Genomic DNA, 21,032 nt, shown 5'->3' on the forward strand with positions numbered 1-21,032 from the left:
GGCCGTAACATCGCGCGAGTGTCGAGCCCGACCGAACGAGCAGTCTCCGATTCCGCGCCGGCCTCCCTCGAGGAAGGCCGGCGCGTGCTGCCGAGCCGGACCGAGCCGCTCGTCGCCGCGGTGACCGCGCCGTTGGGTGGTCCGATCGGCGACCACGCGGCGGTGGGACGGCACTGGTTCTTCTCACCCCAGCGGGTCGGTCTCCTGCTCGCCACGCTGGCGTTGATGCTGTGCTGGTTCGGCAAGGCGAGCTGCATCCAGCAGTACACCGACGAAACCGGCCACAACCAGCTCGACTGGCGGGCGGGACGTCCCTACGTGGCGATGTGTTACACCGACCTCGTCCCGCTCTACACGGCGGAACGGCTGAACCTGCCCGATACGGTCCCGTACCGGACCACCTGGGTGGAGAACGCGGACACACCGAACGCCCAGCAGCACTACATGGAATATCCGGTGCTCTCCGGGTTCTTCCAGTGGACCGTGGCCAAGATCGCCCGGGTCTGGACGGCGGTGTCCGACGCCGGATGGCTACCCGGCGCGCTCCCCGTGGCCGTCTACTTCGACATCGCGGCGTTCTGGCTTTCCGCGGCCTGGCTGGTCACGGTGTGGGCGGTGGGCCGGACGGCGAACCGGAGACCGTGGGACGCCGCGCTGGCGGCCATCTCACCGCTGGTGCTGGTACACGCCTTCACCAACTTCGACACCATCGCCACCGCGTTCGCCGCCACCGGCATCCTGGCCTGGGCGAGACGGAGGCCGGTGCTCGCCGGTGTGCTGATCGGGCTCGGCGCGGCGGCGAAGCCGTACCCGCTGTTCTTCCTGGGGCCGTTGCTGGTGCTGTGTATCCGGGCGGGAAAGGTGCGCACGTGGGCGTTGACCGCGGGTGCGGCGGTCGCCACCTGGCTGGCGGTCAACCTGCCGGTCGCGTTCGCCTTCACTCCGGGCTGGCGTGAGTACTTCCTGCTCAACGCCCAGCGCGGCATGGATCCCGACTCGCTGTACAACGTGGTCTCCTACTTCACCGGCTGGGCCGGATTCGACGGCGCCGTGCCCCAAGGACAGACGCCGAGCGTACTGAACCTGGTGACGGCCGCGCTGTTCCTGCTGTGCTGCGCCGGAATCGCCTACATCGGGTTCACCGCGCCGCGCAGGCCGCGACTGCCGCAGTTGTGTTTCCTGGTGGTGGCGGCCTTCCTGCTCACCGGCAAGGTGTGGAGCCCGCAGTACTCGCTGTGGCTGGTGCCGCTCGCGGTGCTGGCGATCCCGCGCTGGCGACCGCTGCTGGCCTGGATGCTGGTGGACGCGCTGGTGTGGGTGCCGCGGATGTTCTATTACCTCGGTGTGAGCCACAAGGGTCTCCCCGAGGACTGGTTCCTCGGTTTCGTGGTGGTGCGTGACCTGGCCGTCGCGGCGTTGTGTTTCCAGGTGATCCGGGAGATCTACCGGCCTGGCCATGATCTCGTCCGGCTCGCCGGCGACGACGACCCCGCCGGCGGTGTCCTGGACGGCGCTCTCGACGCCGCCGCACTCAAGCGGCGACAGCCCGCGATGGCTTCGTAGCGCGCATTCAGGAAAGCGCTTTCCGCAGATAGGCGATGTCGGCGGCCTGGCCCTCCGAGGGCGTCTCCACCACCACGGGCGCCCCGGCCGTCGCGGCGACCCCGGCCAGTACGGCCGGGTCGATCGTGCCGTCGCCGTGCACCACATTGGCGTGCCGGTCACGGTTCGACCCGAACTCGTCGCGGGAGTTGTTGAGGTGCACCAGATCGATGCGCCCGGTGACCGCCCGGACGCGATCCGCCACGCCGTCCAGCTCCCAGCCGGCCGCGAAGGCATGGCAGGTGTCCAGGCAGAACCCGGCGCCGAACTCACCGACCAGATCCCACAGCCGTGCGATCATGTCGAGTTCGCGTGCCAGCGCACCGTCCCCGCCCGCGGTGTTCTCGATCAGGATCGGCACCCCGAAACCACCCTGTTCGGCCTGGCGCTCGAAGAGCTTGCGCCAGTTGGCCAGCCCTTCGGCGACATCCTCGCCCTTGCGCACATGACCACCGTGGACGATGAGCCCGGCCGCGCCGATCTTCGCCGCGGCCGCCGCGTGCTGGGCGACCGTCTTCCGGGACGGAATGCGGATCCGGTTGTTGAGCGAGGCCACGTTGACCACGTACGGCGAGTGGATGAACACGTCCACCCCGGCCGCGCGGATGGTCTCGGCGTCCGGTTCCGGCACCGGCGACTTCCAGCCCTGCGGATCGGCCAGGAAGAACTGCACGACCTCGGCCTCGCGTTCACGCGCGGCGGACAGCGGGTCGTCATCACGGACATGGGCGCCGATTCGCATGCCGCCACGCTACCGACCCGTCGCCGGGCTTTCCCGCTCCACATCCCCCGTGCCACCGACAGGTTTCGGGCTGGTGAAAAAATCAGTCGGCGCGGCGAGCGTCACTGCTGACCGTTACATTCGTTGTACCGGTGGGTAACGTCTCGGGCGGGAGGGGCTGCAGGATGCGAGGCCGAACACGCAGAACAGCGGCAGTCGGTGCGGCCGCGTTCGTACTGGCCGGATCGGCCGTACTGACCGGCTCCTCGGGCACCGCGTCGGCGGACACCGTCGACGCGCAGTGCGGCCAGACGGTGACCGTCAAACCGGGTGACACGATCAACACGCCGTTCGGCCTGAAGACGATCACCGACGGGGTCACGTCGCTGGTCGGAGGCCTGCTCGGCAGCCTCTGCACGATCACCGTGAACGTCGTGGACACGGCCGTCGCGCCGCTGCCCGTGGTCGGCCCGCCAGTGGCGGGCGTGGTCGATGGCACCGTGGCCGGCACGACGAACGGCCTCAGCAACGCCCTTCCGGGTAAGCAGGCGTCGCCTCCGCCCGCTTCGCAAGACGGTGGTGCGAAGAGCCAACCCGCCCCCGCGGCCCACGGTTCCCCGGCCCCCGCTGCCATTCCCGCGCCGAACAGCCCGGTCCTGACGATCGGCGCCCCAGGTCTCGAACTGCTGCCCTTCGGCTCGCCCGGTTACGCCCCGATCCGGGACTACAGCGGGATTCCCTACGCGCTGGCGGCATCGTGGGCGCCGTCGCCCGGCATCCGCTACGGAGGCGACATTCCCGGCTACGCACCCGAAGCCGGTGCGCTGAATCCCGCCGCACGGAATGCCGGCCCGGTGCAGAACGCGGGCCGCGCCGAAGCGCTGCCGTCCGGACCCGAGCCGGACGGTCTTCCGCTCGGTCTCCCCACGCTCGTCGCGGTGCTCGCGCTGTCCGTGGTGACCGCGGGAATGGTGCGGAGCTGGGTCCTGCGCGGAACCCGGTGATTCCTTCCCGGAAACCACGCCTTTTCCCGCCGGGCAAGGACATCGACCGACGGATGATCCGATCGGCAAGAACCGACTAGTATCGTTCGGACGTCTCTTTCGTTATTCGTTGGTGACCTAGTTCCTGGAGGTGCCGGTCCCGTGCGAAAGCGTCTGGTGAGAAGGATGGTGACGACGGCCGCACTCGCGGCGATGTTCACCTGCGGTCTGTTCACCGGTAGCGCTTCCGCCAGCACTGTGCTCGCACAGGGCTGCACTGGTTCCGTCGTCGGCAACATGGGCGATCAGGTGGCGGTGCAGGGCAAGGACGTCAGCGAGCTGGTCCGTTCCGCGGCCGCCGACGAGGAGGCCCTCCTCGGCCTCAACGGCGTTTCCCCGGACGAACTCGCCAAGGAGGTCACCGCCGAGGGCGCGATGACCGTGACCAGGGTGCCCAGCGTGCAGTCGGCACCGATCAGCGGCGAAGCCGTGGCTCTGGCGGTGACCAGGGCGCTCCGGAACGCGAACGGGCTCGGCTGGGACCAGACCACCAGGGGGAAGACGCTCGAAGCGATCGGCGAGGAGATCGCGGGCAACTGCGGGCTGACCGTCTTCGCCGCCAACTTCAGCTCGGTCGCCGCAGCCCCGGCCGCCCCGGCTCAGCCGACCGCCGTCCCGGGAACCAGCACGGAACCGGCGCCGTCACGCGACTACGGCAACATCCCCGCCACCGGGCACAACGGCGCGGCCCAGCCAGGGCAGTACCCGCCTGCCCCGGAGAGCGCCGCGCCCGCCGGCTCGGCCGACGTCCAGAACGCCGGGAACGCCAGCGAACTGGACCGGCAGCCGCCCGCGAACCCCCTTCGGTTACCCGTGGTGCTGGCGGGCATCGCGTTCGCCGGAGCGAGCGTGGCGCTCGTGCGGGCCTGGGTGCTGCGAAAAGTGTCTTAGCCACCGGTTACCCTTGACTCGGCAAACCCTCCTGCCACGGACCGTCCGTGGCCGCGAAGCCCACAGGAGGTGAGTGGTTGTGTCACGCCATTACGAGGTAATGGTCATCCTCGATCCGACGCTTGACGAGCGGACCGTCGCGCCGACGCTGGACACGTTTCTCAACGTGATCCGCACGTCCGGCGGCAGCGTGGAGAAGGTCGACATCTGGGGCCGCCGCCGGCTGGCCTACGAGATCAAGAAGCACGCCGAGGGCATCTACGCCCTGCTCGACCTGCACTCCGAGCCCGACGCGGTGAAGGAACTCGACCGGCAGCTCTCGCTGCAGGAGAACATCCTCCGCACCAAGGTCGTGCGCAAGGTCGCCCCGCGCAAGGCCGCCAAGGTCGCGGCGAAGGCCTGAGGCGAAAACCATGGCCGGAGACACCGTCATCACCGTGGTCGGCAACCTGACCGCCGACCCTGAACTGCGCTTCACCCCGTCCGGGGCCGCGGTCGCGAACTTCACCGTCGCGTCCACCCCGCGCACCTTCGACCGCGCCAGCGGCGAGTGGAAGGACGGCGAGGCGCTGTTCATGCGCTGCAACATCTGGCGTCAGGCCGCGGAGAACGTGGCCGAGAGCCTGACCCGGGGCGCCCGGGTCGTCGTGCAGGGCCGGCTCAAGCAGCGCTCGTTCGAGACCAAGGAAGGCGAGAAGCGGACCGTGGTCGAGCTCGAGGTCGACGAGATCGGCCCCTCGCTGCGCTACGCCACCGCCAAGGTGAACAAGGTCAGCCGCGGCTCGGCCCCGTCGGGCGGCGGCGGTGGGGGTTACGGCGGCGGCGGCAGTGGTGCGCCGGCCGACGACCCGTGGGGTTCGGCACCGCCCGCCGGGGGCGGCGGCGGTTTCTCGGACGAGCCCCCCTTCTAACCAACCACTCTTCAGCGATTCCCCAGGAGCTATACCGTGGCCAAGCCACCCATTCGCAAGCCGAAGAAGAAGGTCTGTGTGTTCTGCAAGGCCGAGCAGAAGGGCCGCCCGGAACTCATCGACTACAAGGACACCAACCTGCTGCGGAAGTACATCTCCGACCGCGGCAAGATCCGTGCTCGCCGGGTCACCGGCAACTGCAGCCAGCACCAGCGTGACATCGCCATCGCGGTCAAGAACTCCCGCGAGATGGCGCTGCTGCCCTACACGTCGACCGCGCGTTAAGGAGGCCCGTCAATGGCGAAGATCATTCTCACCACGGACGTGGCCAATCTCGGCGGCCCCGGCGACCTCGTCGAAGTCAAGGACGGCTACGCGCGCAACTACCTGCTCCCGCGGGGCTACGCCATCGTGGCCACCAAGGGCGCGGAAAAGAACGTCCAGACCATCCGCCGTGCCCAGGAGACGCGCCGGATCCGGGATCTGGACCACGCCAAGGAGATCAAGGCCGCGCTGGAGGGGCTGGGCACGGTCCAGCTCGTCGCCAAGTCCGCCGAGGGTTCGAAGAAGCTCTTCGGCTCGGTGACCACGGCCGACATCGTCGCCGCGATCAAGGCGGCAGGCGGCCCGGTGCTGGACAAGCGGGTCATCGAGACCGGTGGTCACATCAAGACCACCGGCAAGCACCAGGTCAGCGCTCGTCTCCACCCCGACGTCGAGGCCGGTATCCGGCTCGAGATCAAGGGCACGCACTGACTGACGAAGTAGAAGACAGCGCCCCCTTCCGCCGCGCGGGAGGGGGCGCTGTTCTGTGCGGGGCGGTACACCGCGGTGTTGTGCGTTTTCCCATGGGAACCAAGTCCGCTGCGCTAGCATCCAAAGGCTGATTCCGCTGATGTGGGGAAGCGGGACGAGCGAAGGGGACTTTGCGCATGAGCCAGCCAGGACAGTCGGGGAAGTACGTGGCCGACACCTTGACCAACGTCCCCGATCCGCCTCCGATCCGAGTCGGGAACAACGGCCCGTCGGGCGGATACCACTTTGAGCCGGACCAGGTCCAAGGCGTCATCAACAAGTGGCAGGACCTGCTAGTCGACCTCAGGAGCGACGTCGACTGGGCCCGAACGGTGGCCACGGTGGGTGCGCCGGGTAAGGAGTTCGCCAGCGCCGCCTTTGTCAGCAACGGCGCCACGCCCTCCGGCAACACGCTCCTGGAGCAGCACAAACGCATGGTCATCTACGTGGAGAACTACATCAAGGCGTTGCAGAAGGCCAGCGGGCAAATTCAGCAGACCGAACAGGAAGTCCAGCAGGCCGCGGCCCAGCAGGGAAAGGAAGTCATGTGAGCGTGTCCCGCGTGCTTCTCGTCGGCACCACAGCGCTGGCGGCGATCGGTATGGTCGCGGCCTGTTCGAGCGGCGGCAGCCCTGCCGGCACCGGACCGAGTTCCGCCGCTTCAACGGCAGCCAGCGCCGGGAGTCCGGGCGGCAACAGCGGAGCACCCCACGTTTCCGCGCCTTTGAACGTCGATCGGATCAATGCCAATCCGTGTGATGCGCTTTCCGCCGACCAAATCGACCGCCTTGGCATGGTCGGCCCGGGCCGACCGAGCCGAGACTCCATCGGGACGATGTGTCAATGGACTAGCGCGAGCTACAAAACGAACACGATGAGCATCAGCCTGATCACCGCCAACGACCTCGGGCTGGGCAACATCTACAACAAGAAGTCCGAACAGGCGTACTTCGAGCCGACCACTATCGACGGTTACCCAGCGGTCTATGCATCCCAGCCCGACGATCGGTCCACCGGTGACTGTGTGCTCGCGGTCGGTCTGACCGACCAGCGGATGGTCTTGGTGCAGGCGCAACTTGGCGATGGGCTCAACAGGTCCAATCCGTGCCCGGTGAACGAACGCACCGCGAAGGCGATGATCGAGCACCTGAAGGGCGCGGCATGAGAACCATCCGGAGGGGTTGATTGTCATGGTGAACGGTCCGCTCATCAAAGACGGCGCGAAGGGCGCCGCGATCGGCACGGTGATCATGCCCGGCGTCGGCACCGTCGTCGGTGGCATGGCCGGTGGCCTGGTCAGCCTCTTCGACGGTCCCGACGCTCAGCAGCACCAGTCGACCATCGGTGGCCAGACCATCGACGCGCGCCAGATCTACGAACAGATCAAAGGCGGTCCCGGCACGGGATCTCTGGATGCCGGCTCCCAGGCTGCCGACACGCTCAAGGGCAGGCACGAGTCCAGGGCCCAGCAGATCGACGCGCTGAACAAGCAGATGGACGCGGCGTGGCAGGGTGACTCGTCATCGGCCGCCCAGGCCGGCGGACATCCACTGGGAATCTGGCTGAGAGATTCTTCCGACAACCTCGCCGACTCCCACAAGTTCATCAACAACCAGATCACCGACTTCCACACCGTCGCGTCGAAGGTGCAGAGTCTTCCCTCGAACCCGCCGTCGATGGGCTTCGTGGACCACATCAATCCGTTCAGCGACAAAGACGACGAGATCAACGCCTACAACAAGAAGGGGCAGGCGAACGTCGACGCGTTCAACGCCTACTACCAGGCGAGCGCGCAGAACGCCGCGGGCATGCCGCAGTACAAGGCCTGGACGGGCAACAACATCGCCGACGGAAATCCGGGAGACGGCGGCAACGGCACCGGGTCGGGTGGCGGAGGCGGCGGAGGAAGCTTCCCCGGGGGCGGTGGTTCGGGGAGCGGAGCCGGGCATCTTCCCGGCTTCGGCGGCAAAATGCCTTCCACAAACCTGCCCGGCACCGGCGGCCCCGGTGGGACCGGCGACGGCCACATGTATCAGCCCAACCCGCCGAGTTCTTCGTTCCCCGGCTACAAGCCGCCGAGCTGGAACGACGGCACAACGGCTGCGGGATTCACGCCGCCCAGCACCTCATCCGACCCCAATGCCTTCGGGACCGGTGCCTTCGGCCCCGGTGGCGGGGGCGCCGGAGGGGGTGGCGCCGGCGGTGCCTTCGGCGCGGGCGGCGGCGCTTTCGGACCAGGTGGAGCGGGAGGACTCGCGGCCGGCGCGAGCACCGGTGCCGGGGCGGGCGCGGGTGGCAGCGGCAGTGGAGCCGGCGCGAGCGGGCTGCGGGGTGGTGCCGCGGGCGCGGCCGGACGTGCGGGCATGTCCGGTATGGGCGGCATGGGTCACGGCGGTAAGGGCAAGGGCGAGGACGACGAAGAGCACGAGACCAAGTACCTGGTCAGCGAGGACCCCAATGAGCTCTTCGGTACCGACGAGCTCACCGCGCCGCCCGTCATAGGCGAATGAGACCGGGGACGATCGTGCTCGACCAGCCGTTGACGCTCTATGCGCCCATCCTGCTCAATCTGATCCGGCGCCGGGGCGGTGAACCGCACCCCACCCTGACCGGGGAAGCCGTCTGGCTCGACGAGGCCGCTTCGCGCCAGGAGGACCAGCAGGTCAACGCCTTGCTGAGCCGGCACGGGCTGATGGGCGCGCGTGGTATGGACCGCGACCTGCTCAACGTGGTCGAGTCGATGGCGCGGCCGCAACTCGAGTACTACGGCTGGTTCGAAGGAAGGTTCGACGGGGCGCCGTCCAATTTCGCCGTGTTCGCCGGAAGTGGGCGCGGGGGTGCGTTCGTCGCCGTTCGTGACCTCGGCTCCGACGCGGTCGTGATCGCTTCGGAGCGCCCCGAAGAGCTCCTGCAAGGCTTCGTCAACCAGATCCCGGCCGGGCGGCCCGCGACCGGACAGCCGCTGGTCGCGGGGAAGAGCGAAATCACCGGCGGCGGTCAGGCCAGGGACGAGTCCGAGGTCTCCATCATGCGCCCCGCCCGTGGTGGTGCGGCGGCGATGTCTCCGGCGCGGGAAATGCAGCGTCTGATGACGGTCCAGCGCACCGGCGCCGGGAGTCTCTACGTGGCGGCGCGCAACCGGGCCGGTGTCCGCCGCCGGTGCGACCGGCCGTTGAACTTCATCGACACGGCCGAAGGCCGCTGGCTGATGGAGGAACGACCTGGTCGTGATCCCCTGGTGGTGTTCACTCCGGGGACACCACAGGTGCTCGCCGAGCGGTTACGGAACGCACAGAGCACGTTGGTCTGACCGTGGTAAGGGCCACCCCTTGAGCCCAAGGGGTGGCCCTTCTACTGCCCGTAGCATTCATCCACAGGCGACCCACACCCGGGGTGGATAAACGACCGCGCGACACGCCGGAGGAGCCATCCGGCGCGACACGCCGTGACCGGGTCGACAATCTTTTCCACACCTTGCCCACAGGCCTTGACCTGCAGGTTTCCTACAAAGGACAAGACTTGTCCCCAGTTTGCCCACAGGAGTGGGGCCGCTTGTGAACGAAAGAGCATGCTCTTCCACAGGTTATCCACAAGATCGTCCCCACACGATCAACAGGCAGGTTTGCAATGCTCCTTCCGAGGGACTTAGCGTGCCCGCGACCGGTAGCGTGCAGTGCACGCGATCCGGCATAATCGAACTGGTGTTCGCTGACAGGGAGGTGTCCGCGCGGTGGCGCTGACGGATGACCGAGGTCCCGCGTTTCCCCCGGACCCCGGTCCCGAAGATCCCGGACCGCGGTCCGGCGAATTCGACCGGAAGCCGCCCCAGGACATTCCGGCCGAGCAGTCCGTGCTCGGCGGCATGCTGCTTTCCAAGGACGCTATCGCCGATGTCGTGGAGGCGCTGCGCCCGGGCGATTTCTACCTGCCCAAGCACCAGGCGGTCTACGACTGCATCCTCGACCTCTACGGCCGTGGCGAACCCGCCGACCCGATCACGGTCTCTGCGGAGCTGGAACGGCGCGGTGAACTCGCCCGTGTGGGCGGCGCGCCGTACTTGCACACCCTGATCGCCACCGTGCCGACGGCGGCCAATGCCGGGTACTACGCGGAAATCGTCTCGGAAAAGGCGGTGCTGCGCCGCCTGGTCGAGGCCGGTACCAGGATCGTGCAGTTCGGGTACGGCGCGTCCAACGACGGCGGCGACATCAACGAGGTGGTCGACCGCGCCCAGGCCGCGATCTACGAGGTCACCGAGCGGCGCACCAGTGAGGACTACGTGGCGCTGGAGGAGTTGCTCCAGCCGACCATGGACGAGATCGACGCGATCGCCTCCCGGGGTGGTTCCGCGCAGGGTGTGCCCACCGGGTTCCTGGATCTCGACGAGGTGACCAACGGTCTGCACCCCGGCCAGATGATCATTGTCGCCGCACGTCCCGGTGTCGGCAAGGCACTCGCGCTGGACACTCCGCTGCCGACCCCGGACGGCTGGACCACGATGGCGCTGGTCGCGCCCGGCGATCGGCTCCTCGGGGCCGACGGGCGGCCGACCACGGTGGTCGCCGCCACCGAGGTGATGACCGGACGGCCTTGCTACGAAGTGGAGTTCTCCGATGGCACGGTGATCGTCGCCGACGCCTCCCATCAGTGGCTGGCCGACTCCGTGGTCCGTACCACGGAGCAACTCGCCGCTCTGATCGACGCCGGGCCCTCGCGGCTTCCCGCAGTGCGAGCGAGTTCCGCGATCACCCTGCCGCCACGGCCGCTTCCCCTACCCCCGTACGCACTCGGTGTCCGGCTGGGGAACCCGCGAGACTTCGTCGCCGACCTGGAGCCGGAAATTCTCTGCCGTCTCGAAGGTGAGACCGACGAGGCAAGCGCACGCGAAGCAGTAGAGGCGCTGGGGATATCGACCGACCCCCGTATCCCCGCCGAATATCTGCGCGCCTCACGCGCCCAGCGGCAAGCGCTGCTGGCAGGCCTTCTGGACGCCGCCGCCGAGGTCCTGCCGTCAGGTGCGATCCGGCTTCCCGCGCGGGGCAAGCTCGCCGAAGACATCCACGAACTGCTCGCGGGACTGGGATATCCGTGCGCGTCGATTCCCGGCGAGGGCACGGCCGGCCTCACCTTCACCACCGACGAGGTGGTTTTTTCCCTGCCGCGTAAGCAACTCGAGCACAAAGAACGGATCGCCACCCGCGCCCCCCGGTCCGCCCAACGCCGGATCGTCTCCGTGCGCCCGGTCCCGTCCGTGCCGGTGCGATGCGTGGAAGTGTCCGCGTCCGACCATCTCTACCTGGCCGGGCGGTCGATGATCCCGACCCACAACTCCACTCTCGGACTGGACTTCGCGCGTTCGTGCTCGATCAGGCACGGCATGACCAGCGTGATCTTCTCGCTGGAAATGAGCCGGATCGAGATCGTCATGCGGATGCTGTCCGCGGAAGCCCGGATCCGGCTGGCGGACATGCGTGGTGGCCGGATGTCCGACGACGACTGGACCAGGCTGGCGCGCCGGATGAGCGAGATCAGCGAAGCCCCGCTGTTCATCGACGACTCGCCGAACATGACCATGATGGAGATTCGCGCCAAGGCACGGCGGCTCAAGCAGCGCAACGATCTCAAGCTCGTGGTGGTCGACTACATGCAGCTGATGACCTCCGGCAAACGGGTGGAGTCGCGGCAGCAGGAGGTTTCGGAGTTTTCCCGTCAGCTCAAGCTGCTCGCCAAGGAACTCGAGGTGCCGGTCGTCGCGATCAGTCAGCTCAACCGTGGTCCCGAGCAACGCACGGACAAGCGCCCCATGCTTTCCGACCTGCGGGAGTCGGGGTCCCTGGAACAGGACGCCGACATGGTGCTGTTGATCAACCGGCCCGACGCGTGGGAACGCGACGATCCACGCGCCGGCGAGGCCGACCTGATCCTGGCCAAGCATCGTGCCGGGCCGACCAGCACCATCGTGGTCGCGCACCAGCTGCACTACAGCCGCTTCGCCGACCTCGCCCAGGGCTGACGCCGGGCCGCTACTCGCTGCGGACCTGGCTGTCGATGACGGACACCAGGGTCGGGACGAGGTCCTCGACCGAAACGTGCCACTTGTCCACGGAAAGGTGGCCGCTGACCTGCAAATCCGTGATTCCGTGCGCGCTGGCCAGCAGTAGCGCCGCGAATCGCCGGGCGTGCTGGGTGCCGACCAGATCACCGACGATGGCCAGGAACTCGTCCATGGCGCGTTCGCCCGCCCGCACCGCCGCGTGGACCGCGGTCGGATCGCCGGCGCGGCCCTGATCACGCGCCTCACGCGGCTGCTGCCCGACCGGATGCTCGACCGCATCCTCATGGCCGGTCTCCGTCGGCACTACCCGAAAACAGCCACGGCATAGGACCTTCGTCCGGCATACGACCTGGACGGAATATCGCCGATGCGCGCCCCGTCCTCTATAGTTGAAGATTCAAAGACTTGGAGGCCGCGATGAGTACGACACCGGTGCTCTATCTCAGTCACGGCGCGCCCCCGCTCGCCGACGACGCCGTCTGGACCCGCCAACTCGCCGGCTGGTCGGCCAACCTGCCCAAGCCGCGGGCGATCCTGGTCGTGTCCGCGCACTGGGAAGAGGCCCCGCTGACTTTGGGTGCCACCACGACGGTACCGCTGGTCTACGACTTCTGGGGCTTCCCCCAGCGCTACTACCGCGTGACCTATCCGGCGCCTGGCGCGCCCGACCTGGCCGCGCGCGTGCGCGCGTTGCTCCGCGGACCCGGGCTCGCCGTTCATGACTCCGACCGAGGCCTCGACCACGGTGCCTACGTGCCGCTGGTGGAGATGTACCCGGAGGCGGACATACCGGTCCTGCAGATCTCCATGCCCACGCTGGACCCCCAGAAACTCTTCGAAATCGGCCGTAAGCTCCAGCCGCTCCGGGACGAGGGAGTGCTGATCATCGGCAGTGGATTCTTCACGCACAACCTGTCGCGAATGGGCGCGATCGACGGCGAGCCACCGCAGTGGTCGGCCGAGTTCGATCATTGGGGCGACGAGGTGCTCCGCACCCGGGATGTCGACGCACTGCTCGACTTCGAACACAAGGCGCCCGCGGCCCGGGTCGCCCATCCCCGGACCGAACATTTCGCCCCGCTTTTCGTCGCCCTGGGCGCGGGAGCGGAGCTCACCCCGGAGACGGTGATCGACGGCTTCTGGTACGGCATGGCGAAACGGTCGGTGCAGCTCGGCTGAGGCAGCGGGCCCGGAACGCCCGGACCCGCTGCCTCGCTTCACCCTTACCGGTACACGAGATCCCTTACCGGTACACGAGATCCGTGATGCGCGAGAACAGGTCACCGCTCACCACGGTCGGCTGGTCGGCCCGGGCGCCGGCCGGCAGTCCCGGCAGCGACGGCAACTGGCCCGCCGGAACCGACGGCAACTGACCCGGGACGAACGACAGGACGTTCCCCGGCAGTTCGACGAAGTCGGCGCGGCTCGTGGCGGACCGCACCGGCAGCGTCTGCTTCGTCGCGACCGGCCGGGGCAACGAAGGCAGTGACGTGGCGGGCAGCTCCGACATGGTGACCGGCAGGTCGATCTTCGGCTCCTGGCCGGCCTCCAGCACGGAGGTCGCGTTGTCCGCGTGCGCGGTCGCGATGCCGCCCAGCAACGCCAGGGGCACGTCGAAGACCTGGGCCATCACACCGATCGGCAGGGTGCTGTCGATCCCGGACAGCGCGTTGTTCGCGCCCGTCGTGGTGTGGGTGCCGCCGACGGTCCCGGTCGTGGTGTTGGCCGCGGTCCCGTTGGCGATTCCGGCGGCCGCGACCGCGTCACCGAAGACCTGCGCGACGGCGCCCACCGGCACGTCGAAGATGTCGCCGGAAAGGGTGCCGGCTTTCCCCGACGTCGTGATGTCGCCGCCCGAACCCGCGTTGGTGCCGTTCGCGCCCGTGCCCTGAGCGGTCCCGAGCGCACCGACAGCGGGTCCGAAGACCTGCGCGATCGGCGCCAGCTGGGCCGCGACGACGTTGCCCGCGATGGCACCGCGGTCACCGTCGGTCTGCGCGGTACCCCCGGCGAGAGAGGTCACGTCATTGGCCGAGGTGCCGCCGGTGAGTCCGCCGACGGCTGCGCCGGTGCCGAAAACGTGCGCCAGCGTGGCGCCCGGCCCTTCGACGATGTTGCCCGCGATCGCGCCGCCCTCACCGGTAGCGGAGAGGTTGCCGCCCGCGAACGACTGGGTCGTGCTTTGGCTCTGGCCGAAGGCCTTGCCGACCGCGCCGACGCCGAGTCCGTGCAACTGCACGGGAAGGGACTCCGGCAGCGCGGCGAGGTTGCCGGCGGCCACACCTTCCTTGCCGTTGGCGTGTCCGTCGCCACCCGCGGAGGAGGTGGTGTAGGTCGTGGCCGAGCCGGTGCTCCGGCCGACCAAGGCGACCGCCGAGCCGAAAGCCTGGACCGGAGCGGACAGCGGGGCCTGGACCAGGTTGGCGCTGATCGTCCCGTGGTCGTCCTGGGTGTTACCGCCACCGCCGCCGGTCACGGTCTTGGTCTCCGAGGCGCTGCCCTGGCTCTGGCCGGCGAGCGAGCCTGCCATGCCGAACACCTCCGCCGGCAGCCCCACCGGCGCCTGCACGACATTGCCCGAGACGGAGGAGTCGTTGCCCTGGCTGCCGTTGTAGCCGCCGGCCTTGACGTGCTTCGTCTCGTTCGCCGCGCCACTGGCCTGACCCACCGCGGCAAGGGCGGTGCCGAACAGTTCGGCCGTACCCGCGGGCTGCGGGCTGACGCTGTTGCCGGCGACGAATCCGCCGTTGCCGTTGGTGTAGGTTCCACTGCCCGCGACCGCCGTGGTCGTGTTCTCGCACCCGTTCGCGTGGGCGTGTCCGATCACCGCGGTGGCGGTGCAGAAAACCTCGGCAGGCGCCGCGGCCGGAACGTCGGCGATGGTGCCGGACAGAGCCCCGCCCTCGCCGGTGGTGCTGGAAAAACCACCGGAAGTCGCGGTGCTGCCCAGCACTGTCGAGCCCGGCTTCGCCGAGCCGACCGACGAATGCCCGAGTACCGCGGCGGCGTCGCCGGCGACCGTGCCGGGCACCGCGGGCTGGGGCTGGACGACGGTGCCGCCCACCAGGGAATGCGCGCCGTCGGTCTGGATGTAGGTCGGGATGTCGTTCATCCCCGGCCTCGTCGAGCCCGCGGTGGCGCTGGTGATCGCACTCGAACAGCAGACATCCGAGTTGCCGAGGGCCGAAATGCCGTTGCTCGACGCCTTCACCGGCAAGGCGACCGGAACACCGGCGACGTTGCCGTTGGCCACCCCGTACGAACCGTGTGTCGCGATCGAGCCGCCGGATGCGGCCGAGCTGTCGGCGGCGAACGAGCTGTTGGCGTGGCCCAGCAGCAGGCCCAGCGCGTTGCCGGAAACCTGCACCGGCGTCGCGCCCTGGGGGCTGATCACATTGCCGGACAGGCCGCCGTTGGTGCCGTCGGTGGTGATGTCACCGGGTGCGGACCCCGACTGGGCCGCGCTGCCCGAGGTCTTGGCGCGGCCGCCGAGGCCGACCGCGTTGCCCGAGATCTGGACCGGGAGCGCCCAGTCGAGGGCGACCACGTTGCCGGCGAGGCCGCCACCGGCACCGCTGGTCGCGATCTCGTTGCCGTGGCTGTAGCTCTGCACGGAATCCGACTGCGCCTCGGCGTTGCCGAACAGGCCGATCGCGTTGCCGGTCACCTGGATCGGCACGACCAGGTCTCCGGTGATCTTGTTGCCCATGCACGGGTCGCCGGTCACCTCGGTCGCGCCGCGGCCTGCCGACGGGGCCGGGGTCCGGCCGAGCCGCTGACCGGCCTGGCTCGCGGTGGCGGCGACCCCGTTGGCCGCGCCGATCGCCGGGGAGGCCGGCTTCAGCGCCCCGGTCGCCGCGAGCGGCGCGATGGCCTTGTTCACCACGCCGGTCGCCGGGCGGGTGCTGACCTCCTGCTGGAACGCGGGCACGTTGGCTTGCTTGCCGAGTGCGCCGACGGCGTTCTTCGTGATCTGGACCGGGACACTGGCATTGATGTCCACCGGTCCGGCCGGACTGTCCGGGCTCCCGTTGTTCTCGTCGGCCGAGGCGATGCCGGTGCCCAGCATCAGCAGGCCACCCGTGACGAGCGCGGTCTGGATTCCGCGCCTTGCCCAGGTCTGCATCGAGGGTTTCTCCTTTTTCGTTGGGTTCCCATTGAGGGCTTGGTGGAGTGGGAGGGGCGCGGAAACGGCGCCCCCGATCGCGGGCACGGCTGAGCGCGCCAAAGCGAGGTGGGAAATGTGGGGTGGCCATGGGCGCGCCGAAGACGCGGGCCTACCCCGCAGACGGGTCAGTCAGGAGTGACGCCGGGTTGTGTACCCGGCTCGACCGGCATGCGCCGGAGGCCGAAACGAACGCCCTGAGGGCCGTCCGCGGCGGGGAAAACCGACGCCGGGGCCGGAACCCCGAACACCGGACCGTCGACGTGCGCGTTCGTGGCCGAACCACCCGGAAGCGGAAGCGCGGGGGGTGCCGGCGGCGCGTGCGGCGGAGTCAGCGGGGCCGGGCCCCTGAGCGAGTGACCGGCGGTGTGGTGACCGGTGCGGGCAATGATGCGATCGCCCTGGTTCTCCTGCGGCTCAACGGCCGTCGGCGCGGACCTCACCGAGCCCACCTGGCCCTCCGGCGCGGCGAGCGGGGTGCGCGCGCCGGACGGCGTGACGCCGGTGTCCGTCCCGGGCCGCGGTTCGAGCGATGGCAACGCCGGAACCTGGAGCAGTGGGCCGGAGGCCGGCCGCAGGAGTTCCACCAGGGCGGGCGCGGGGCGCAGCGCGTTATCGATCACTCGCGGGGTCTGTCGCGGCGGATCGGTGAGCAGGTCGAGCGGGCTCGCCGCGTTCGGCGCGGGGTGGGCCAATTCACGGTCGGCGACGGCGCCCACCGTGTCCCGCACATCGTCCGCGACCGCTCGGCGTTCACCTCCGCCGCGGTCGTCGGAACCAGGCCGGACGACATCGGAAGCCGCACCCGTCAGGTGCGAACAGGAGAGTTCCGTCGTGGCGGAGGCGCTCGCGGTACTGATCGCCCACGCCGCCGCCGTACCCGCGATCGCTCCGCCCGCGACGAACAGGGCGCGCGTCAGCCAGCGGCGCGTACGGGCGGTACCCCGCCCGGTGGCCACGTCCAGCCGCGTCATCGTTTCCCTGCTCTGATCGAGGGCGTCATCGTTTCCGAGTCGTATCCGAAAAGTGTTCGCATCGATACGAAAACTCAGGTGCGGCACCCAGACAACCAAACGGACCGTGGCTCCGCACCCCGAGAGTGGCCAGGTCGCCCCATCGTGTGACAGCCCGGTGCCAACACCCCTCATCGTCAGGCGCGCCCGTTTCGCCCGGGTCGCTAGGGTGAATGGTGTGACGGACGGCCGGAAGCCCCAGTTACCCGACGAAGACTCCTCGATCATCGCCGTGGTACCGAAAGGACTGCGTATCAGCGCCGCTTTCGCGTGGCGCTTCCTCGTGGTGATCGCCGCCCTCTACGTGATCATCTGGCTGATCGGCCGGCTGTCCGTGGTGATCGTCCCGCTGTCGATCGCGCTGCTGTTGTCGGCTCTGCTCGCGCCGGCGGTGGGTCACCTGGTCCGGCTTCGGGTGCCCCGGGGCCTCGCCACCGCGCTCGTGCTCGTCGGCGGTCTCGCCGTGCTCGGTGGGTTGCTCGCCTTCGTCATCATCCAGTTCACCGACGGCCTGCCACAGCTGACCCAGCAGCTGCACAACAGCCTGACCCAGATCCAGAGCTGGCTGATCAACAGCGTGCATCTGCGTCAGGAACAGATCCAGCAGGCCATCGACAACGCCATCGGGTTCCTGCAGAACAACCAGGGCGTCATCACGTCCAACGCGCTGACCACGGCCAGCACGGTCGGCGAATTCCTGACCGGCTTCCTGCTCACCCTCTTCATCACGATCTTCTTCCTGGCCGGGGGCGAGGGGATCTGGAGTTTCCTCATGCACGGCGTGCCGCGCACCGTGCGCCGCCGGGTCGACGTGGCGGGCCGCCGCGGGTTCGCCTCGCTGGTCAGCTACGTGCGCGCGACCGCGGCGGTGGCCGTGGTGGACGCGGTCGGCATCGGGATCGGGCTGTGGATCGTGCGGGTGCCGCTGGTGATCCCGCTCGCCACGCTGGTCTTCCTGGCCGCCTTCGTGCCGATCATCGGCGCGGTCGTGGCGGGCGCGGTCGCGGTGCTGGTCGCCCTGGTGACCAACGGGTTCGTGACCGCGCTGATCGTGCTCGGCATCGTGATCGCGGTGATGCAGCTGGAAAGCCACATCCTCCAGCCGCTGATGCTCGGCCGGGCGGTGAAACTGCACCCGCTGGCAGTGGTCCTGTCCATCGCGATCGGGCTCGTCGTGGGCAGCATCGCCGGCGCGCTGCTCGCCGTACCGCTGCTGGCCGTGCTCAACGCGGGCATCCGGTCACTGCTCCGCGAAACGGATCCGCATCCCGAAGACGTCGACGTGCTGCACGACATCGAAGCCGTCCCGGACGCCGCGCCACAGGAAGTCGAAGCCGAATAGACTGTGGCCGCTTTCCTCGGGGCAGGGGCACAGAATTGACATACGGCCAGATAAACCGCCGGTTCGGTCCGACCGCGCGCGAGCCCGCCACACCGCTCTGGTGGGGCGGCATCGGCCTGCGCGTGCTCACCCTGGCCTTCGCGCTCGGCGCGATCCTGGTGTACCGCGACGACTACCAACGGCCCCGCCTGGCGTGGATCGTCTTCGGCGGGATGGTGGTATGGACCGCATTGACCGGTCTGGTCTATTCACGGGAAGCGCTGCGCTGGCGGTGGCGCTGGTTCGTGGTCGTGGACCTGCTGGTTTCGTGCGGGTTGATGCTCACCTCGCCCTGGATCCTCAGTCACGCCCAGCTTTCCGGGGTCGATCCACTCATCACGACGGTCTGGGTCGCGGGCGTTCCGATCGCCGCGGGCACCCGCTTCGGCGGCAGTGGGGGCGTGGTCGCGGGCGCGCTGGTCGGTGTGGCCACGGCGTTCGCCCGGCAGCAGTTCACCCTCGATGTCGCACGCGACTCGGTGCTGCTCGTCGCGACGGGTCTGCTGATCGGGCTGAGCGCGACCACCGCCCGCGCGTCGGCGGCGCTGCTCGCACAGGCGCTGCGCGCCGAAGCCGCCACCGCGGAACGCGAACGGCTGGCCCGCTCGATTCATGACAGCGTGCTGCAGGTGCTGGCCCGGGTGCGCCGGCGGGGCGCGGAACTCGGCGGCGAGGCGGCCGAACTGGCAACGCTGGCCGGCGAGCAGGAAATCGCACTGCGTGCGCTGGTCAGCACCGAGCCGGCGCAGACCACCGACGGCGAATCCGACCTTCGTGCCGCGCTCCAGCTGCTGTCGTCATCGAAGGTGCAGATCGCGGCCCCTGCCGACGAGGTCCGCCTGCCCGCGCACGTCACCGCCGAACTGCTCGCCGTCGCGGGCGAAGCGTTGTCCAACGTGGACAAGCACGCCGGGGAACAGGCCAAGGCATGGGTGCTGCTGGAAGACCTCGGAACCGAGGTGGTGATGACCGTGCGGGACGACGGGCCAGGCATCGACGAGGGCAGGCTGGCCGAAGCCGAGGCACAGGGCAGGCTCGGTGTCTCGCGGTCGATGCGGGGCCGGGTGGACGAACTGGGTGGCACGATTTCCCTCACCACCGGGCCGGGGCAGGGAACCGAATGGGAGGTCCGGGTGCCGAAGCGATGATTTCCGTGCTGGTGGTCGACGATCACCCGATCTGGCGGGACGGCGTCGCGCGCGATCTGACCGAGCACGGGTTCGAAGTACGCGGAACCGCGCCCGACGGGCAAGCGGCGATCCGGATCGCCGCCGCCGTGCGGCCCGACGTCGTGCTGATGGACCTCAATCTCGGCAGCGGCTCCGGGGTCGAGGCGACCAGGGAGATCACGAACTCCCTGCCCGGCACCCGCGTGCTGGTGCTCTCGGCCAGCGGTGAGCACCAGGACGTCCTGGAGGCGGTGAAGGCCGGTGCGTCCGGCTACCTGGTCAAGTCCGCGTCAGTGCGCGACCTCGTCGACGCGGTGGAGCGGACCGCCGCGGGAGATCCGGTCTTCACCCCCGGCCTGGCGGGAATGGTGCTCGGCGAGTATCGCCGGATGGCCCAGACGCCCGCCGACGGCGCCGCCCCACCGCGCCTGACCGAACGGGAGACCGAGGTGCTCAGGCTGGTGGCCAAGGGCCTGACCTCACGGCAGATCGCCGGGCGGCTGGTGCTTTCTCCCCGTACGGTCGAAAACCACGTGCAGTCGACCCTGCGCAAGCTCCAGTTGCACAACCGCGTCGAACTGGCCCGGTACGCGATCGAGCACGGACTGACCGAGGACTAACCAGGGAATTTCCCGGATCCGCCCGGACCGGCGCGAACCTAGGCTTCCGGTCATGGGTGAGGAGACCGAGACCAAGCCACTGAGCCCGCGCGACTTCCGGGTGTCCGACGAGGAGCGCGAACACGTCGTCGGGGTGCTGCAGAAGGCCATCGGCCGCGGCATGATCGACCTCGACGAGTTCACCGAACGCACGGACACCGCGCTCGCCGCGCAGACCCGGGGTCAGCTGAACGCGGTACTGGCGGATATTCCCGGTCTGGTGCACCCAGGCGCCACCCCGTTCAGGCCCACGGCCATGGCCGGGGATCGCCGGCGGCTCGAGCTGTCCGCGCGCAGTATTCGTCGATGTCGCGCGGCGGCCCGTGGCTCGTGCCACCGGAGGTGCTGGTGCGCAACAAGTACGGTTCGACGAAGCTGGACTTCACCGAAGCACAGGTCGAAAGCCCCACCGTGCACATCGAGCTGGACGTCAAATGGGGCTCGGTCGAAGTGATCATCCCCGAGGGCGGGTCGATCGACCTCAACGGCATCACCGACATCAAGTACACCTCGGTCAACGACAAGACCGGCACGGACGGCCGCGCGGGCACGCCCCGGCTGCTGTTCTCCGGCCGGTTGAAGGGCGGCTCGCTGACCATCCGCCACCCCCGCCGTTTCTTCGGGTAA

At 69.0% G+C, this 21,032-nt stretch carries 20 protein-coding genes and 1 pseudogene; 17 read left to right on the plus strand and 4 right to left on the minus strand.

Going from position 1 to position 21,032, the window contains the following annotated elements; all coding sequences use genetic code 11:
* The first annotated feature begins 18 nt into the window (after nucleotides 1–18).
* Nucleotides 19–1,563, plus strand: coding sequence for a glycosyltransferase family 87 protein (locus tag ACFSXZ_RS16675; protein WP_378265937.1), 1,545 nt, complete (start codon nucleotides 19–21; stop codon nucleotides 1,561–1,563).
* Between the two features lie 7 nt (nucleotides 1,564–1,570).
* Here the strand turns inward: ACFSXZ_RS16675 and ACFSXZ_RS16680 are convergent, their stop codons facing one another.
* Nucleotides 1,571–2,344 carry a deoxyribonuclease IV gene (locus ACFSXZ_RS16680; RefSeq protein WP_378265938.1) on the minus strand — a complete coding sequence of 258 codons (774 nt, stop codon included), beginning with the start codon at nucleotides 2,342–2,344 and terminating at the stop codon, nucleotides 1,571–1,573.
* Between the two features lie 164 nt (nucleotides 2,345–2,508).
* Between ACFSXZ_RS16680 and ACFSXZ_RS16685 the strand changes: the two genes are divergently transcribed.
* The 11 genes from ACFSXZ_RS16685 to dnaB all read left to right on the plus strand — a co-directional run bounded on the left by ACFSXZ_RS16685 (nucleotide 2,509) and on the right by dnaB (nucleotide 11,976).
* Nucleotides 2,509–3,327, plus strand: a complete 819-nt coding sequence (locus ACFSXZ_RS16685) for a hypothetical protein (protein WP_378265939.1) — start codon at nucleotides 2,509–2,511, stop codon at nucleotides 3,325–3,327.
* A 165-nt stretch (nucleotides 3,328–3,492) separates the two neighbouring features.
* A complete protein-coding gene (locus ACFSXZ_RS16690) occupies nucleotides 3,493–4,257 on the plus strand; it encodes a hypothetical protein (RefSeq protein WP_378265940.1) in 765 nt (254 codons plus the stop codon).
* A 79-nt stretch (nucleotides 4,258–4,336) separates the two neighbouring features.
* Nucleotides 4,337–4,660, plus strand: a complete 324-nt coding sequence (rpsF, locus tag ACFSXZ_RS16695; RefSeq protein ID WP_378265941.1) for a 30S ribosomal protein S6 — start codon at nucleotides 4,337–4,339, stop codon at nucleotides 4,658–4,660.
* 10 nt (nucleotides 4,661–4,670) lie between these two features.
* A complete protein-coding gene (locus ACFSXZ_RS16700) occupies nucleotides 4,671–5,168 on the plus strand; it encodes a single-stranded DNA-binding protein (RefSeq protein ID WP_378265942.1) in 498 nt (165 codons plus the stop codon).
* A 36-nt stretch (nucleotides 5,169–5,204) separates the two neighbouring features.
* A complete protein-coding gene (gene rpsR / locus ACFSXZ_RS16705) occupies nucleotides 5,205–5,453 on the plus strand; it encodes a 30S ribosomal protein S18 (RefSeq protein WP_027941586.1) in 249 nt (82 codons plus the stop codon).
* 12 nt (nucleotides 5,454–5,465) lie between these two features.
* Entirely contained in the window at nucleotides 5,466–5,924 is a 459-nt protein-coding gene (gene rplI / locus ACFSXZ_RS16710) for a 50S ribosomal protein L9 (RefSeq protein WP_378265943.1), read from the plus strand.
* 206 nt (nucleotides 5,925–6,130) lie between these two features.
* The gene (locus ACFSXZ_RS16715) at nucleotides 6,131–6,514 is read left to right on the plus strand and encodes a hypothetical protein (protein WP_378265944.1); all 384 of its coding nucleotides are present in this window, start codon (nucleotides 6,131–6,133) and stop codon (nucleotides 6,512–6,514) included.
* Nucleotides 6,511–7,128, plus strand: a complete 618-nt coding sequence (locus tag ACFSXZ_RS16720) for a DUF3558 domain-containing protein (protein WP_378265945.1) — start codon at nucleotides 6,511–6,513, stop codon at nucleotides 7,126–7,128. Before ACFSXZ_RS16715 ends, ACFSXZ_RS16720 begins: the two co-directional genes overlap by 4 nt.
* Nucleotides 7,129–7,153: 25 nt before the next feature.
* Nucleotides 7,154–8,473: a PPE domain-containing protein gene (locus tag ACFSXZ_RS16725; RefSeq protein WP_378265946.1), complete on the plus strand. Its 1,320-nt coding sequence runs from the start codon at nucleotides 7,154–7,156 to the stop codon at nucleotides 8,471–8,473.
* Entirely contained in the window at nucleotides 8,470–9,273 is an 804-nt protein-coding gene (locus tag ACFSXZ_RS16730) for an ESX secretion-associated protein EspG (protein WP_378265947.1), read from the plus strand. Before ACFSXZ_RS16725 ends, ACFSXZ_RS16730 begins: the two co-directional genes overlap by 4 nt.
* A gap of 420 nt (nucleotides 9,274–9,693) precedes the next feature.
* Entirely contained in the window at nucleotides 9,694–11,976 is a 2,283-nt protein-coding gene (gene dnaB, locus ACFSXZ_RS16735; RefSeq protein ID WP_378265948.1) for a replicative DNA helicase, read from the plus strand.
* A gap of 10 nt (nucleotides 11,977–11,986) precedes the next feature.
* Here the strand turns inward: dnaB and ACFSXZ_RS16740 are convergent, their stop codons facing one another.
* Nucleotides 11,987–12,322 (minus strand): hypothetical protein, encoded by a 336-nt coding sequence (locus ACFSXZ_RS16740; protein WP_378265949.1) that lies wholly within the window; start codon nucleotides 12,320–12,322, stop codon nucleotides 11,987–11,989.
* Nucleotides 12,323–12,435: 113 nt separating this feature from the next.
* Between ACFSXZ_RS16740 and ACFSXZ_RS16745 the strand changes: the two genes are divergently transcribed.
* Entirely contained in the window at nucleotides 12,436–13,197 is a 762-nt protein-coding gene (locus ACFSXZ_RS16745; protein WP_378265950.1) for a dioxygenase family protein, read from the plus strand.
* A gap of 64 nt (nucleotides 13,198–13,261) precedes the next feature.
* Here the strand turns inward: ACFSXZ_RS16745 and ACFSXZ_RS16750 are convergent, their stop codons facing one another.
* On the minus strand, nucleotides 13,262–16,144 hold the full coding sequence (locus ACFSXZ_RS16750; RefSeq protein WP_378265951.1) for a hypothetical protein: 2,883 nt from the start codon (nucleotides 16,142–16,144) through the stop codon (nucleotides 13,262–13,264).
* A gap of 167 nt (nucleotides 16,145–16,311) precedes the next feature.
* Nucleotides 16,312–17,157, minus strand: coding sequence for a hypothetical protein (locus tag ACFSXZ_RS16755; RefSeq protein WP_378265952.1), 846 nt, complete (start codon nucleotides 17,155–17,157; stop codon nucleotides 16,312–16,314).
* Nucleotides 17,158–17,374: 217 nt separating this feature from the next.
* Here ACFSXZ_RS16755 and ACFSXZ_RS16760 point away from each other — a divergent pair, with 217 nt between their 5' ends.
* From ACFSXZ_RS16760 to ACFSXZ_RS16775, 4 genes and pseudogenes are all read left to right on the plus strand, one after another.
* Nucleotides 17,375–18,538: an AI-2E family transporter gene (locus tag ACFSXZ_RS16760; protein WP_378265953.1), complete on the plus strand. Its 1,164-nt coding sequence runs from the start codon at nucleotides 17,375–17,377 to the stop codon at nucleotides 18,536–18,538.
* A 50-nt stretch (nucleotides 18,539–18,588) separates the two neighbouring features.
* Nucleotides 18,589–19,725 carry a MacS family sensor histidine kinase gene (gene macS / locus ACFSXZ_RS16765; protein ID WP_378266487.1) on the plus strand — a complete coding sequence of 379 codons (1,137 nt, stop codon included), beginning with the start codon at nucleotides 18,589–18,591 and terminating at the stop codon, nucleotides 19,723–19,725.
* Nucleotides 19,722–20,366, plus strand: coding sequence for a response regulator (locus ACFSXZ_RS16770; RefSeq protein ID WP_378265954.1), 645 nt, complete (start codon nucleotides 19,722–19,724; stop codon nucleotides 20,364–20,366). The genes macS and ACFSXZ_RS16770 overlap by 4 nt, the downstream gene beginning before the upstream one ends.
* Nucleotides 20,367–20,418: 52 nt before the next feature.
* Nucleotides 20,419–21,032: pseudogene (locus tag ACFSXZ_RS16775) on the plus strand (DUF1707 SHOCT-like domain-containing protein).

It is taken from the genome of Amycolatopsis pigmentata (assembly GCF_042684065.1).
GTDB classification, from domain to species: domain Bacteria; phylum Actinomycetota; class Actinomycetes; order Mycobacteriales; family Pseudonocardiaceae; genus Amycolatopsis_E; species Amycolatopsis_E pigmentata.